Here is a 16167-nt window from a genome sequence, read left to right as displayed (position 1 = left end):
TTTTTATACATCTATATGTTCGGTATGTTTGTCCATAATCGATCGATATTGGTAGAACTTCTTTGCAAAATCTGTTACTTCTCGCGTAAAGCGGTAATTTAACCCTCCACCAATTGCCATGCTAATAATGGGTAAGCGATCATACGCTTTTCTCTTTGTCACTAAAATGAGTATGGTTTTGAGTAATTGCGTACACACTTTTTCAACCCATGTTTTATCGACTATACGTTCATTTCCTTCATAAAAGAAAAGATCGTAGTCTTGCGTAACTTCTTCTTTTATATGTTCCCATCCTTCATACTGCCAGCGCTTTGGTAAAGTAGCTGCATGAAAAACTTTTAAAGCAAGCATCATTTCAAACGGAGTATTTACTTCGTAGCCGTAGCTCATCGCGGTGACGTGGATAGCATGTAAGTTCAAGACTAACAACCCTGGTATATCGGCACCTAGAAACAAAATATTCCCCGTTCCAGAAAGAGCACCTTGTGTGAGAGAATAAAGTCGCTGTTTCGCTAATTGCTGCTCACATATATAAGAAAGTTGATCAAGGTGTAGTCCTTTTATTTCTGATAACTGTTTAATATCCTCATTAAACACGCGTGAAGACTCTAGAATTTGTATTTTGGCATTTTCATGAATTTGTGTTCCTTGAATAATTCCATTTAAATGAAAAATCCAATTATCTACTTTTTGTAAATATGTAGAAAGTACATCATCTGGAATGAGCGACAATGAACGATCTAACCACTGTTCGTATGTTACTTGCATTTCAGTCGCTTCATAATGTTGCAGTGATTTCTCCCATTGCTCAATCTCACTAAGCAATTGTTGCTCTCGATTTGTTAATCTCACAATCATCACCCTTTTCCTAATGCCATTTCCTTCATTATATCAAATGTTTATATGTACAGTGAAATAAGCGTCGAATCGATTGTGTAATAAAATAGCCTGCCTATCTACTCAGAAACACTGAATAAGATAGGCAGGCTATTTACATCATTTATTAATTTTCAGACAATCTGACAACATCACGCGCAATCATTACTTCTTCATTTGTAGGAATAATGATTACTTTTACTGGAGAGTGAGGGTAACTCACAAATGCTTCTTCTCCTCGTACGTTGTTCAGCGCTGGATCCCAATATACACCCATAAATTCTAGTCCACGAAGAACACGTGCACGTACGATATCACTATTTTCACCAATACCTGCTGTGAAGATAATAGCGTCTACACCAGACATACGTGCTGCATAAGAACCAATATATTTGTGGATACGGCCCGCAAATACTTCAAGTGCTGTTTCTGCACGTTCACTACCTTCGTCACTTGCTTTGATTAAGTCGCGTAGGTCACTCGAAATACCCGAAATTCCTAATAAACCACTTTCTTTATTTAAAACATTTAATACTTCATCAGCTGTTTTTCCTGTCTTTTCCATGATGTATGGAATTAACGCAGGATCAATATTTCCTGAGCGCGTTCCCATTGCTACACCTGCTAATGGCGTGAAGCCCATTGATGTATCAATTGACTTTCCACCTTCAATTGCAGCAATACTTGCACCATTTCCTAAGTGACAAGAAATTAAACGTAATTGCTCAATTGGACGTCCTAATAATTCAGCCGCACGTTCTGATACGTACTTATGAGATGTACCATGGAAACCATACTTACGAATACCATATTTTTCATAGTACTCATAAGGTAAGCTATAAAGATACGATTGCTCTGGCATTGATTGATGGAATGCAGTATCAAATACCGCTACAGCTGGAACATTTGGTAAAATCTCTTGGAATGATTTAATTCCAACAACGTTAGCTGGATTATGCAGCGGAGCTAAGTCTGATAAAGATTCGATTTCTGCTAATGTTTCATCTGTAATTAAAGCAGAATCCGCAAAGCGCTCTCCTCCATGAACAACACGATGACCTACACCTGTAATCTCGTCGTAGGATTTAATGATTCCAGTAGAAAGAAGTTTTTCTACTAAAATTTTTACTGCAACAGAATGATCCGGAATATCCATAACATCTGTTTGCTTTTCATCATTTACTGAAATGGTAAATACCGCATTATCTAAACCAATACGCTCTACTAAACCTTTTGTTAACACGTTCTCACTTGGCATTTCAAATAACTGAAACTTAAGTGAAGAGCTACCGGCATTAATGGCCATAATTTTTGACATAAGTTAATACAGCTCCTTTTTTGTTGTACGCACATCATCAACATGACGAACAGAACGAACTTAAAAAGTAGGCTCTCTACAATATTCTATGCATTTCGACACGTTTTCTATCCTTATCCATTTAATCATTCACTACAACATATTTCAAGAGCTACTCCGCTTTGAAAGCGGTACCTGAAAATATTCGTTATTTTCTAAAAATAGCTATTTAACAATTACGGAACCATTCATTCATTTGAGTCATCATATCATTCATTGCTTCACGGTTTGAAAACTTTGGTAGCTGAACAAGAAGAGCTTGCTTAGGTGTGACAACACCTTCGCCTTTTTTCTGTATAATGAAAATACTTTTCGCCATACTTTCTTGCTTAAACATAGAAAGTGGAAGCTGAATTAGTCCTTGAATGACTGCTACCTCTTTTAAGAATGCATGTAGACTCTTTGCTTGTTCCGTTTCAAACAAATTATTTGGCACGAGAAAAATACCGTAAGCCCCATCTTTCATATGATTTAAACTTTGCTCAATAAATAAATGATGAGCATATGAGTGACCTTCTTCCGCTCTTACTTGATATGCCTTTGCTCCCTCATCATTTGGATAATATCCTACTGGTAAGTCACATACAACTAAGTCTACAGGATCAATGAATAATGGCTGTAAACTATCTTGATTAAACAATTGAACACCATGCTTTTGTAAGTTTGCATTTACATACGTCAGCTTAATTAATAAGTCATCCACATCAATTCCATAAGCTGCATCAATTAATTGATGATGATGATTTAAAATGGTTGTTAGTAAGTTACCAGCTCCAACTGCTGGGTCTAGTAGGTTATAATTCGACTTACCTTCCATAAACTTCCCAATTAAATAACTTACAAACAAGGACACTGCATCTGGTGTCATTTGATGATTTGGTTGAACCGCTTCTTTCATTCCTTTTAAAATGGCAAGTTGATAGGCTTTACGAATTGTTTCTCCATCTATTTTTTCTAAGTTAATGGATTCATACTCTCTTTCTAATCGCTTCTTGGTTACTTCATCTAGTTCATCCTGTAAAATCTCTCCATGAAACATGTTTTCCCCTGTCTCAGCTATGGCCTCCAGGTATAAACAGTTTAATTCTTTACGTAAAATAATCGCAGTTTGATCAATGGCAGAAAACACTTTTTCCATTTCTGTTAAATGACTCATGTCTTGTCCTCCTTTTTTCTCTTCTATCTATATACTTACGAACCGTTATAAACAGCGTAATCATGATAATAAGAACATCCCATTTTATCATAAATACTAAATTGAACACAAAAAAGAAAAACGAGCTAACGCCAACAAAGACAAAACCCCCTGACTCTTCCATCCATTGAATGACTGGATAATGTACAGGGGGCTTTGTTAAACTATTCTTTTCTTATTTACAGCTTATAAAATAAGCCATCCTCACTTTTACTGAGCCGCTTTTGCTGCTTCGATTGCTGCCTCATAATTAGGATGATCTGTTACTTCGTTCACATACTCTACGTGTATTACTTTATCATTTGAATCAACTACAAAAATAGAACGAGCTAATAAACGTAGCTCTTTAATCGCTACTCCGTATGCTTCACCAAATGATAGATCACGATGATCTGATAAAGTTTGGACATTTTCAATGCCGTTTGCTCCACACCAGCGCTTTTGAGCAAATGGCAAATCAACACTTACCGTTAATACTTTTACATTATCTAGCTGAGCTGCTGCTTCGTTAAAACGACGAGTTTGAGCATCACAAACACCTGTATCAATTGAAGGTACAACGCTAATTAAACGCACTGATCCCTTTGTATCATTAAGCGTTACTTCCGATAAATCATTTGCAAGAACCGTAAAGTTAGGTGCAGCGTCCCCTACTTTCACTGGACTACCCGCTAATGTTACTTCATTTCCTTTAAATGTAACTGTTGCCATTGTTAATTCCTCCCTTTTAAAGATATGTACAGTGTAAATATAGCCTTTCCACTACTAGAATGCAATTATTTCAGTAACGAATAAATGAAAAAGAGCAACTTATGAGAGATTCACTCTCTCATAAGTTGCTCTTTAGGTATTTCAATTCAAAATCGTTATAAATTTATTTGCCCCGTATGTCCCTCTCCATGCTGTTGAGTAGACTGGGATTGTTGTGTTGAATGCTGATTATTTGTATTTTCATTTTTCTTAAACATCTGTTGGATTCTCTCAATTGCTTGAGGTGCTGTATCTAAGATTTTTTCGTAAAGATGAGCACTTTCATTCAAATGTAGCATTTTAATTCCTGTTGCATTGACAATTAAAAAAGCAATGGGTGTGATTGAGACACCGCCCCCACTACCTCCTCCAAATGGGAGCTTCGGTTCGTTTTGCTGCTGATTCTCTTCACTTTTAGATGACTTTTGTCCTTCAGCCTGAAACTCACTGCCTCCTGCTGCAAACCCAAAACCTACTTTTGAAACTGTTAAAATGACACTGCCATCAGGTGTTTCTACGGGATCGCCAATGATTGTATTCACATCAATCATTTCTTTTAGATTTTCCATCGCTGTTGACATTAGACCTTTAATTGGATGTTCTCCCATATTGGTAGCCTCCTTATGTTTTTAAAGAACGTTCTTCATGTTCTGGTTTCGGCCTTAGTTGAGTAAAAAATTCTTTTTTTCCTTCATACGCGCTGCGCCAATACTTAAATGTCCGAAATCCTGCTAGAATAGCATGTCCGATACGAAAAGAAATTATGCATTCAAATAGAAATTCTGACCAAACATGTTGAAACACAGGTGTAATGGACATCTCTGGAGAATCTTTCAATTTCATATACTGACCGATAAGTGTAATAATTCCACTTTTTAATGTCCACCCTACCCCAATGGCCATTCCTGTATGAGCTGCATCTCCAATTCCAAATCTCGTATGCCATTTCATCTCTCTAATTGAGACTTTTTTTAGAAACCTTCTTAAAATTTTATGAAATCCCACAACATGTTGTAGAAATTGTTTTGTATCTTGCAAGAAGTCTAGTACATCATTAACAGAATAATCCTTTGCTGTTTTTTGATTCTCGTTTCCTTTATCTCCAGTTCCTTTTTCTTCTTCAACTAATATGGTGGGAGAATCTTTTTGAACCTTAATCACTGGAATCTCATATGTATAACGAATGAGCCCAAACCAAGCTGAAAAAGTAATTTTTGCATAATCATTATCTTTCACATGATTAACAGTAACGAATACCTTTATTTTCGTGAAAATGACAAGCAAAAGAAAGAGGAGTAGAAAGCCACATATACTAACAATCCATAACACTACGTTCACCCCTTCTTAGCTTTCCATTATGTCCTTCTCCGTCAGAAATAAACATAGACGTGAACCCTCTCTATGTTTATGAAATGAATGAAGCTACTTATCCTTTACATAGAAAAAGAGACAGACCTTATTAGTCTGCCTCTTTACCCTCGGTTTTCATGTATAACCGTTGTTTCAGCGAAATAGTCATGTAACCCTTGATTTTTTGGTAGAAACGCTACAAGAAGATACCCAATAAATAAAAGGGTTTTTGATATATAGCGACCAACTAATTCACGAAATACGATAACTGGCCAACTTAATTGTTCTCCTTTTATATGAACAACTTTTAATCCAAATACCATCTTACCAAGCGTCTGACTGCAAATCTTTGTCATTAAAATAAAGTAAAGATAGAATACAATGGCTGTTGTAATTGCATAAGGAGATAAAATTCCCCCTTCTCTTGATATATCTAACACTTGAAAGATTGGCTTGATCACTAATCTATTTAAACTACCGATGACAATAATATCAAGAACATACGCCCAAAAGCGCATCCAAAAGCCCGCATAATAAATAGAAGGATCTACTCTATTTTGTTCAACAACGCTCTCTCTCTCATCTAGCTTAGCCACTTCAGCTTCTATTAGCCCTTCATTTTTTTGTACATCCATACCTTTCACCCCTATTCCATATATAAATACATAAGGCGTGGTGAATTTGGTTTCCCTAACAGATTTAATACACCTGAAAGCTCTGACCGACCACTAAAAGCTTGTGTCATACTCATTGAAAGCCAAGATGGAAAGCTGAATGCTTGGTTGTATTGAACAACTTGCGCACCCTTTAATTGATGATCTTTCTTGATAGCTTTGATTGTATCTTCAAAGAACCCTAGCTCATCAACTAACTTTAACTCTTTTGCTTGACGCCCGTCGTATATACGTCCATCAGCAATTTTTCTTACTTCATCTTCAGATAAATTACGTCCTTCTTTGATCACATCCACAAAGCCATCGTACGCATTATTAACAAGATTTTGCATAATCGCTGCTTCTTCTTTTGTCATGTCTCGTCCAGGAGACATAATATCTTTATACGGACCACTTTTAATTGTGACATCTTCTACACCTAAGCGTCCTGCTAATTCACTATAGTTAATGCTTTGCATAATCACACCTAATGAACCTGTTAGCGTATCAGGAATTGCATAAATTTTATCAGCAGCTGTTGAAATATAATAGCCTCCTGAAGCTGCCATTGTTCCCATTGATATGTACACTGGCTTTTTTGTTTTCTGCTTAAATTCTGCTATTTTTTTATGAATCTCTGAGCTTTCTACTACACCACCACCAGGTGAATTGACCCTAATGATGACTCCCCCAACTGATGAATCTTCCTTTAATTCATCTAATGTTTCCAAAAAAACTCGATGATTATATCCACTCTGTCCTGAAAACGGACTTGCTTGGGCGTCTGTATCTTGAATGACGCCATTTACTTCTAGGACAACGACTTTCTTTGTAGGATCTCCTTCTTCTAGTACTGTTTCTGCATAAAGGTCATCGCTTCCTTGCCCAAACATAGAGCTTATTCCTTCTCCTTTTCCTGAAAACAACACATTTGTTGCAAAGCTTGCGATCACAGATACAACAAACAAGCCTAAAGCTAAACTAAGTGCAATCCACCGTTTTTTATTCATCTTGTACACCCTCCTAAAAAGATAACTAAATTGCAAGATAATTCTTTTAATTTTTTTCAAAATAATGATATAATTATTGTAGCAAACTTTTTTACCAGTTTACACCATAGTCACACAAGGGGGAACAGATATGCCTAATCGTCGTAATGTTTACTTATTTTATCGTAAAAGCAAAGAAATGAATGAACGAATTCAGCCATTATACAAATTAGCTGATGAACACAACTTTCATATTGTTAACGATATGAAAGAAGCAAACATCGTTATTGGAATTGGTGGAGATGGTGCATTTTTGCAAGCTGTACGTCAGACAGGTTTCCGCGACGATTGTTTATATGCTGGAATCGCAACTTCTGATCACCTTAGCTTCTATTGCGACTTTCACATTGATGATACTGAAAAAATCATTGAAGCGATGAAAACGGAAAACCTTGAAGTAAGAAGGTTCCCTGTCATCGAAGTTCAATTTGACAATAATCCATCCTTTTACTGCTTAAATGAGTGTTCTATTCGATCTTCTGTTATAAAAGCATTCTCTATGGATGTATTTATTAATAAAAATTACTTCGAGACATTCCGTGGAGATGGAATGGTTATCTCAACACCGACTGGTAGTACAGCCTACAATAAATCATTAAATGGTGCTGTTGTCGATCCACTATTACCGTGCATGCAAGTAAGTGAAATCGCATCATTAAATAACAACGACTATCGTACACTTGGTTCTTCGTTTATTTTAAGTGGTGAAAATACACTCACATTGAAACTACGCACTGATAATAGTCACTGGCCGACGATTGGCATTGACAATGAAGCGCTAAGCGCAAGACAAATTGAACAAATTAAAATTAATTTAAGCGATCGTCAGATTAAAACATTGAAATTAAAAGATAACTCGTTTTGGCAACGTGTTCAACGTACATTTTTATAATAATTAAACGTGACTCGAAAGGTCAGCTCCATTCCTTTCGAGTCATTTTTTCTTCTCTTAACAAATTTACTGCCTTATTGTTTGTACATAATGACCCCATCTATAACAGTATAGATAACTTCTACACCAGAAATTTCTGTTTCTTTGACTTTAAATAAATCTTTTTCAAGAACGGTAAAATCAGCTACGTACCCTTTTTCAATATATCCTTTTTTGTCTTCCTGACTAATTGCATAAGCGCTTCCTATGGTAAACAGCTGAATAGCTTCAAATACACTCAACTGCTCTTCTTTCATGTACACTTTCCCATCTGATAACGATTGACGTGTAACAGCTGCTTCAATACCTAATAAAGGGCTAATAGGCTCAATTGGCGCATCTGATCCACCTGCACATAAAATCCCTTCTTTTATCAACGTCTTCCATGCGTAACAATAAGAAAGGTTTTTCTCTCCAACTCGTCCAATGACCCATGGAAAATCGCTTACAACAAAGCGTGGCTGAATATCTAATACAACTGGAAGCTTTTTCGTTCTCTCAATTAACTCTTCTCTCAAAATCTGAGCATGAATAATACGATCTCTTTGCCCTTTTTTTGGAGGATAATCTTCAATGCTATCTAACACATATTCAAATGCTAAATCACCAATAGCATGAACAGCAACTGTTCGACCATACTCCCGCGCTTTTTTTACAATACTTTTTAACTTCTCTAATGAATGAATAGCTACTCCATTCGTAGATGGATCATTGTGATACGGAAAGCTTAATAACGCTGATTGGCTACCTAAAGAGCCATCTGAAAAAATCTTCACCGAACCTAACTCAATAAAAGAGTTTTCATTTCGTACTTCCTCAGACAGCTCCATCATGTTATCAACTACCTCATGATGAACTAATAGATGCGCTCTGAATTTTGTTTTTTCCCCATCAATTACGCGTTTAAATGTTTCATATGTACGTAAAAATCCTCCATAATAATTTAAATCCTCACTATGTCCTCCTGTTAATCCATGTTTTATGCAATCGTCAATGGCAACTGTTAACGCTTTTTGCAGATACGCTTCAGATGCTAATGGAATATGAGCTGTAACAAGCTCTTGGGCTTGATCAAGCAGAAATCCATTAGGAGTGCCATCTTCATCTCGATGAATGACGCCACCACTAGGATCTTGAACTTCTGCAGAAAAGCCACTCATTTCTAACGCTCTACTATTGGCAATTAGTGCGTGACGACAAACTCTTTTAATAATTAAAGGGTGCTTTGTTGTCACTTCATCAAGTTGTCGCCTATGAAGGATATAAGGGTTCTCCCATTGGTTTTCATCCCATCCTTCGCCAATAATCCATTCTCCTTCTTCAACCTCGTTTACTTTTTCTTTTAATAATCTTAGTACTTCCTCTCCTGATTTAGCCTCTGTTAAGTCCAGACGAAGAAGTTTTTCTCCATGGCCAATTAGATGCAAATGGCTATCCACAAACCCTGGATACATGACTCGATTATGTAAAGAAATTTCTTCTGTTATTTTATGTTGCCATTCTCTTCTAAGAACGTCTTCTTTTCCAACCGCTTGAATGACACCGTCTTCTACCAAAACAGCCTCTACTGTCTCCCCTTCCCTTCTCATTGTATAAATTGTTCCACCATACCAAAGTGTGCTCACTTAAACCAGCTCCCTAGCTTATGTCTATTCACTTAATTAGCTATGACATACTATTTCATACATCCATTATAATAGAAAATTTATTAAATTCACAAAAATCATCCATCTCTTTACAAATAAAAAGAGTGGGGAAACCCCACTCTTTGTAGCCATGCTTATTTATTTGTGAATTGCTTATTTGTAGCTACCACCAAGTTGTTGTTCAGCCATTTGAACTAAACGCTTAGTGATCTCACCACCAACTGAACCGTTAGCGCGAGCTGTTGCTTCAGGACCTAGGTTTACACCAAATTCAGAAGCGATTTCATATTTCATTTGATCGATAGCAGCTTGAGAACCAGCAGCTACTAATTTGTTTGTGTTTGCCATGTGTTTTCACCTCCTTGTGAGTATAGATTGTGTAAAAACACATGGCTTCATACAAAATATATTTGGTAATTTTTTGAATGCGTTATATTAGAATAAATCCTCTTCAGCAACCAATGACTGGTTATTCAATTCAGATGTTAATTCCATTACCTCTGTATTTTGAACAGCTTCTTCAATTAATGGATCAAAATCAAAAAATTGTTCATATCGATTTACCTTCTCACGCTTTGGTTTTGTTTTAGGTGAGCTTGGTGTAAAGATCGTACAGCAGTCTTCATAAGGACGGTTTGATATTTCATGCGTATCAATCTTACGAGCAATTTTAATAATATCTGTTTTATCCATCGTAATAAGCGGACGAATAATAGGCGTGTTTGTTACTTCATTAATAGCAAACATACTTTCAATTGTTTGGCTTGCTACTTGTCCCAGACTCTCTCCCGTTACAATGGCTAATGAATCTTGTTTCTCACGGATTCTGTCCGTAATTTTCAACATCATTCTTCGTGTGGATGTCATTGTATAATTTTCTGGTATTTGCTTTTGAATAGCTTGTTGAACAGCAGTAAATGGAACAACGTGCAATCTTACTTTCCCGCTATATGCTGTTAACTTCTGTGCTAAATCAATTACTTTTTGTTTTGAGCGCTCACTCGTAAACGGAGGGCTATAGAAATGAACGGCTTCAATTTCTAATCCTCGCTTCATTGCTAGAAAACCTGCTACTGGACTATCAATACCACCTGAAAGCATAAGCATTGCTTTTCCACTTGCCCCAACCGGTAAGCCTCCTGCGCCGGGATAATCAAAGCATGTAATATAGGTTGCTTCCTTTCTTACTTCCACGCGTACATTTACATCTGGATTGCGTACATCTACTTTTAAATTTTCAGTATTACGTAAAATGTGACTACCAATTTCATAATTTAATTCGTGTGTATCTAGAGGAAATTGTTTGTCTGCTCGTCTAGCACTCACTTTAAATGTTGTATTAGGTTGATCAAATTCTTGTGCTGCTTGCAAAGCAAATTCTTTAATTTGTTCAATATCATTTTCAGCTTTTAGTGCCAAGCTAAAGCTTTGAATACCAAATACTTTTTGTAGCTCTTCAACAATTGGTTCATGGTTTTCACCGTTTAGGTGAACATACATACGATCTCTCGTAAATTTAATCTTGGCGTTTGAGAAAGCTTCAAGAGCTTGGGCAATATTTCGTTTCAATTGCTCCACAAACTTTTTACGATTTTGACCTTTTGTTGAAATTTCACCGTAACGAATTAAGATGTGATTATAAATCATAACGTTTTACCTCATTACTTTTTTTAGTTCATCAATTGTTTCAAAAAGCGCACTAACAATTATTTCTAGTTCATCTTCATTGTTTAGATGAGACAAACTAATGCGAATTGCTTCATTCGCATCACTCATACTTCTCCCCATCGCCATTAATGTTTTACTTGGCTTTTTTGTCTTTGATGAGCAAGCAGATGTTGTAGAGACGAAAATATCTTTCTCTTCAAGGCTGTGTACAAGTACTTCCGCTTTCATACCTCGAATGGTTATATTAATAATGTGTGGTGCCGTATTCATTCGTGCCGTATTCATAACAATTCTTTCATGCTGTACAAGACGGTTTATTAACTTCTCCTTTATACGTTCCATTTTCTTTATATGTTCTGCTTGATTTTGAACAGTTAGGCGTAACGCTTTAGCAAAGGAGACAATACCAGCAACATTTTCCGTTCCAGAGCGTTTCTGTAACTCCTGCGATCCTCCACTTACTAAAGGAAATAAAGTCACACCATCTCGTATATATAATACACCTGTACCTTTTAGACCATGAATCTTATGTCCAGAAATTGTACAAAGATCAATGTGTGCATCTTTAATATTTAAAGGAACTTTCCCAAGCCCTTGTACGTGATCTACATGATAAATGACTTTTGGATAGTTCTTTACTAACATTCCAACTTCTTTAACTGGCTGAACGGCTCCTACTTCATTGTTTACATGAATAAGCGAAACTAAAATGGTTTCATTCGTAATGGCTTTCTCTATATCAGCCACCTCAACAAAGCCATTCTCATTTACAGGAACATACGTGACGGAAAACCCTAGCTGTTCTAATTGTTTGAATGGTTCATGCACTGAATCATGCTCAATCGTTGTCGTCACAATATGTTTTCCACGCCCTTGGTGTTGCAAGGCAGCACCCTTTATAGCTAAATTATTCCCTTCTGTACCACCAGAAGTGAAAATAACTTCATTAAATTGAACCTGCAACAAGCTAGACACCTGTTCTCTTGCATATGTTAATAAATTTTCTGCTTGAACACCAAATTTATGGAGCGAAGATGGGTTACCATAATAAGTAGATGAAACTTTTACAAATGAATCAACTACTTCCTTATAAGGCTTTGTTGTAGCGCTATTGTCTAAATAAATCAATGTATGCGCCCCCTGTTGATTAATTGTAGGCATCGTATTATCATATCATATCTAATGTACTTTTTAAATTGAATTGTTAGTTTACTCAACAACTAGACAGAATATTTAGTTTTTAAAAATATTCGACAAATTTTTTAGAAAGTATGTTAATATGTATCAGAAAATAAATTTGGTTTTGCTTTTAGGAGGAAATATGAATAAGAAAACGCTTACAAAGAGAGAGACATTTGCCATCGGCTTAATGCTTTTCGCCCTGTTTTTCGGTGCTGGCAACATGATCTTTCCACCTGCATTAGGACAAGAAGCTGGAACAAACATGTGGAGTGCGACATTAGGCTTTTTAATTACCGGTGTAGGTTTACCGCTTATGGGTGTCATTGCTATCTCTAAAACAAATGGTGATTTCACTGAAATTTCCAAGCGTGTAAATCCTATTTTCGGAATATTATTTACAATTGTTTTATATCTAGCTATTGGGCCTTTATTCGGTATCCCTCGAACTGGCACAGTAGCCTTTGAAATTGGATTAACACCTTTTTTGCGAAGTGATATGAACTCAACAGGTGTCCCACTAGCTTTATATACTGTTGTCTTTTTTGGAGTAACCCTTTGGCTTGCACTAAATCCAACTAAGATTGTTGATCGAATTGGAAAGGTACTCACTCCTTTACTGCTAGGTGTATTAGCTCTTTTAGTGATTAAGAGCTTTATCACTCCTATGGGTTCTTTTCAAGCACCTGAACAAAAGTACACATCTTCTCCATTTACTCAAGGGTTCATCGATGGTTACTTAACGATGGATACGATCGCAGCGCTAGTATTTGGAATTGTGATCATTACAGCGATTAAAGAGAAGGGAATAAAGAGTGAAACAACTATAGCCTCTATTTGTGTAAAAGCAGGAATAATTGCAGCTGTAGGTCTTGTACTAGTATATCTGTCACTGGCTTATATCGGGGCTTCAAGTGTCGAAGCAATTGGATTAAAAGAAAACGGTGGATCTATTTTAACCTCTGTTGCTACTTATTTATTTGGCTCGTTTGGGACATTGATTTTAGCATTGGCTATTACATTTGCTTGCTTAACAACTTCAATTGGGCTAACAACAGCTTGCGGAAGGTTTTTCACAACTATCTTTCCATCGCTTTCATATAAAACGATTGTTGTTGTGTTAACCATCTTTAGTGCAATCATTGCAAATGTAGGATTAACTCAGCTCATCCAAATTTCAGTGCCAATTTTAGTGTTTATTTATCCAATTGCCATTATTTTAATTGTTTTATCTTTTATAGACCGAAAAGGTTCCTTATATCAAGAAGTATATGTAAGTACGGTTATTGCTGGTAGTATTGTTAGCTTAATGGATGCGTTAAAAGGAGCTGGAATGCCAATTCGAGCTATTGATTCATTATTTGAAGCTTACTTACCATTATATAGCCAAGGTATCGGATGGATAGTTCCTACCATCATAGCAGCCATAATTGGTTATGTAATTGGAAAAGTGCGTCATACAGCGAACTCAGACAATCACTCCAAAAAAGCTTCTTAAATAAAAAAAGATGACTCTGACTAAAAGTGTAAGTAACCTTCATTGAAAGGATGCTAAACTTTTACGAGTCATCTTTTTTATTTGTCAGCTGCTACAAGCTTTTGAATTCGCTCTACAGCACCTGGTTCTACTTGTTCAATAGCAGCAGATGCTTGGCTAAGAGCTTCTTTATACTCATATTTACGAAATGCTTCTTCTGCTTGTTGCAAGGATTGTGCAACGGTACTGTAGCTACTACGATAGCGGTTACCGTATTGGATAACCCTTTCAACAAGAAATGCTTCTTCTACCATATCCTCTGTTGCCATGAAAGTTGCTTGTACATCATCAATAGCAGCTTCAAGCAATTCATTTACTCCTCGAATACTTAACGGCTTTTCATGTAGCTTAACCGTTACTTCCTCTAAGCGTTTCTTCGCTTTTTCTACTTGCGCTTTGTATTCTTGTGGAAGACCAGGTAAATTACCTTTTTGAATAATTTTTTTCGTTTCTTGTAATTGTAGCTTTAATTCATTAATTTTTTCTTTTGCTATAATTTCATCTTTCCTTAACGCTTGTAGCATCTCTACATATGCATGCTGCGTTTCTTTTAGCTTCTCAAGTTGCTTGGCTACTTCTTCTAGCTCTTCTTGGATGACACTATATGCAATGTTATGTTCAGCAATTTTGTCTGAAATATTGTAATAAAAGTTTGTTAAGCGTTTTAACTCGCGTTCCATTTTATAATAAATGTCTAAGTCCGCTTCATTCACTTGATAGCTATGTTGTACAAATGTTGTTTCTTCTCTTAGTTCTTTATTTTTCTCTTGCAACGCTCTTAATGACGTCATAATAACATGTACTTCACGATTGATGGTATGATAAGCCATCACTTCGTGCTCTAATGAATCATACATACTTTCTAACTTTGCATTTACTTCATCTAGCTTTGTTGTTGCTTCTACTACTTGAAGGTTTTCAATTGCTCGAATAATTTCAGCTATTGAAACTCTTAAAGCTTCTATGGACTCTTCTATTTGAAGGTGTTCAAGAACATAACCTTGTTGAACCATCTCTTGATACCCTTCAAATAATTCGTCTAATTGAGTCGGTATGCTTGTTTGACACTCGATAAACACTTTTGGAATTTCATCTAAATAAGTATCAATCGTATGTAAGTCCCTTTGAATACTCAAGACTACTTCCCGCGCTTGAAGGTAATTACCATTGTCAGTTTCTTCTTCAAATAACGTAAAACGATCTTTTAACTCTTCGATAGCTTGCTCTAGGCTTTTTTCTGCCTTTCCATATGAGTAACGATGAGATAAAAGCTTTTTCTTTACTTGTCGATATGACTGCTGTAGCGCTTCAATATCATGTCTGTTGTCTTGTTCACTTCCAATTAAACTTTGTAGTTCATTTAAAATCTCATCAATGTTTGCTTTAATTTGCAAGAGTGTTGTATCAATTTGCGTAGCGAGTTGCTTGGCTTTCTTAAAGCGATATTTATCCGTAGCCTCTTCTGTTTCAAATAGAAGCTCATCGACTTTTGGAAGTTGAACAGCAACAATTTCATCCCACTGCTCACGCCAACGCTCAAACATTTCTTCTGTCTGCCCTGTCATGTTTAGCTCTTTGACTTTTGAAATTTCTTCTGCTACCGGCATATTTGCTAATTCCATTCTATAAGCTTCTAGCCGATCCACTTCTTTATATATTTGCTTGCGTGAAAACATCCCATACACAATTAACCCAATAATTAGTATGATTAGTGCTATAATGAGTTCCATATTAAGCCCCCTTACGCGACTCTCCCAATGACATCATAAGACATTTATAAAAAAAGGAAAAGATACCCTTTAAAGATTTTGCGTCAATGTTTTAATGATACCATGTTAACACTATTTTTTGAGCAAAAATTTAAATTTTTGCTCAAAAAATATTAGCAATCTGTCAAATGGTGTCGTTACAATAAACACAACAGATAAATCTCATATTTTTTCGACCTTTTTATCGTTAAAAATCGACAATTACAG

At 36.1% G+C, this 16167-nt stretch carries 15 protein-coding genes; 2 read left to right on the top strand and 13 right to left on the bottom strand.

Annotation, left to right across the window (positions count from 1 at the left end; genetic code table 11):
- Positions 1-3 precede the first annotated feature (3 nt).
- From JOC83_RS00190 to sppA, 8 genes are all read right to left on the bottom strand, one after another.
- Complete coding sequence (locus tag JOC83_RS00190) at positions 4-858, bottom strand: EcsC family protein (RefSeq protein WP_239583249.1); 855 nt, start codon at positions 856-858, stop codon at positions 4-6.
- Between the two features lie 145 nt (positions 859-1003).
- Complete coding sequence (locus tag JOC83_RS00185; protein ID WP_205182405.1) at positions 1004-2194, bottom strand: acetate kinase; 1191 nt, start codon at positions 2192-2194, stop codon at positions 1004-1006.
- 208 nt (positions 2195-2402) lie between these two features.
- Positions 2403-3389 carry a class I SAM-dependent methyltransferase gene (locus tag JOC83_RS00180; protein ID WP_205182403.1) on the bottom strand — a complete coding sequence of 329 codons (987 nt, stop codon included), beginning with the start codon at positions 3387-3389 and terminating at the stop codon, positions 2403-2405.
- 249 nt (positions 3390-3638) lie between these two features.
- Complete coding sequence (tpx, locus tag JOC83_RS00175; RefSeq protein ID WP_205182401.1) at positions 3639-4139, bottom strand: thiol peroxidase; 501 nt, start codon at positions 4137-4139, stop codon at positions 3639-3641.
- A 155-nt stretch (positions 4140-4294) separates the two neighbouring features.
- Complete coding sequence (gene ytfJ, locus JOC83_RS00170; RefSeq protein ID WP_205182399.1) at positions 4295-4786, bottom strand: GerW family sporulation protein; 492 nt, start codon at positions 4784-4786, stop codon at positions 4295-4297.
- Positions 4787-4799: 13 nt separating this feature from the next.
- Positions 4800-5507 (bottom strand): DUF2953 domain-containing protein, encoded by a 708-nt coding sequence (locus tag JOC83_RS00165; RefSeq protein ID WP_205182397.1) that lies wholly within the window; start codon positions 5505-5507, stop codon positions 4800-4802.
- Positions 5508-5650: 143 nt separating this feature from the next.
- Entirely contained in the window at positions 5651-6163 is a 513-nt protein-coding gene (locus tag JOC83_RS00160) for an RDD family protein (protein ID WP_205182395.1), read from the bottom strand.
- 11 nt (positions 6164-6174) lie between these two features.
- Positions 6175-7191: a signal peptide peptidase SppA gene (gene sppA, locus JOC83_RS00155; RefSeq protein WP_205182394.1), complete on the bottom strand. Its 1017-nt coding sequence runs from the start codon at positions 7189-7191 to the stop codon at positions 6175-6177.
- A gap of 130 nt (positions 7192-7321) precedes the next feature.
- On the opposite strand from sppA, the gene JOC83_RS00150 reads away from it, so the two are divergent.
- Positions 7322-8122, top strand: coding sequence for an NAD kinase (locus JOC83_RS00150; RefSeq protein ID WP_205182393.1), 801 nt, complete (start codon positions 7322-7324; stop codon positions 8120-8122).
- A 74-nt stretch (positions 8123-8196) separates the two neighbouring features.
- On the opposite strand, the gene JOC83_RS00145 is transcribed toward JOC83_RS00150, so the two are convergent.
- The 4 genes from JOC83_RS00145 to JOC83_RS00130 all read right to left on the bottom strand — a co-directional run bounded on the left by JOC83_RS00145 (position 8197) and on the right by JOC83_RS00130 (position 12603).
- Positions 8197-9786, bottom strand: a complete 1590-nt coding sequence (locus JOC83_RS00145; protein WP_205182392.1) for an amidohydrolase family protein — start codon at positions 9784-9786, stop codon at positions 8197-8199.
- 174 nt (positions 9787-9960) lie between these two features.
- Positions 9961-10155 (bottom strand): alpha/beta-type small acid-soluble spore protein, encoded by a 195-nt coding sequence (locus JOC83_RS00140; RefSeq protein ID WP_205182391.1) that lies wholly within the window; start codon positions 10153-10155, stop codon positions 9961-9963.
- An 87-nt stretch (positions 10156-10242) separates the two neighbouring features.
- Positions 10243-11454: a tRNA uracil 4-sulfurtransferase ThiI gene (thiI, locus tag JOC83_RS00135; RefSeq protein ID WP_205182390.1), complete on the bottom strand. Its 1212-nt coding sequence runs from the start codon at positions 11452-11454 to the stop codon at positions 10243-10245.
- Between the two features lie 6 nt (positions 11455-11460).
- Positions 11461-12603: a cysteine desulfurase family protein gene (locus tag JOC83_RS00130; RefSeq protein WP_205182389.1), complete on the bottom strand. Its 1143-nt coding sequence runs from the start codon at positions 12601-12603 to the stop codon at positions 11461-11463.
- Positions 12604-12796: 193 nt separating this feature from the next.
- Between JOC83_RS00130 and brnQ the strand changes: the two genes are divergently transcribed.
- Positions 12797-14152: a branched-chain amino acid transport system II carrier protein gene (brnQ, locus tag JOC83_RS00125; protein ID WP_205182387.1), complete on the top strand. Its 1356-nt coding sequence runs from the start codon at positions 12797-12799 to the stop codon at positions 14150-14152.
- 77 nt (positions 14153-14229) lie between these two features.
- On the opposite strand, the gene ezrA is transcribed toward brnQ, so the two are convergent.
- On the bottom strand, positions 14230-15921 hold the full coding sequence (gene ezrA / locus JOC83_RS00120) for a septation ring formation regulator EzrA (protein ID WP_205182386.1): 1692 nt from the start codon (positions 15919-15921) through the stop codon (positions 14230-14232).
- Between the last annotated feature and the right edge of the window lie 246 nt (positions 15922-16167).

The organism is Priestia iocasae (assembly GCF_016909075.1).
GTDB classification, from domain to species: domain Bacteria; phylum Bacillota; class Bacilli; order Bacillales; family Bacillaceae_H; genus Priestia; species Priestia iocasae.
Note: the sequence above shows the minus strand (reverse complement) of the source record. Positions and strands in the feature narration are given on the sequence as shown.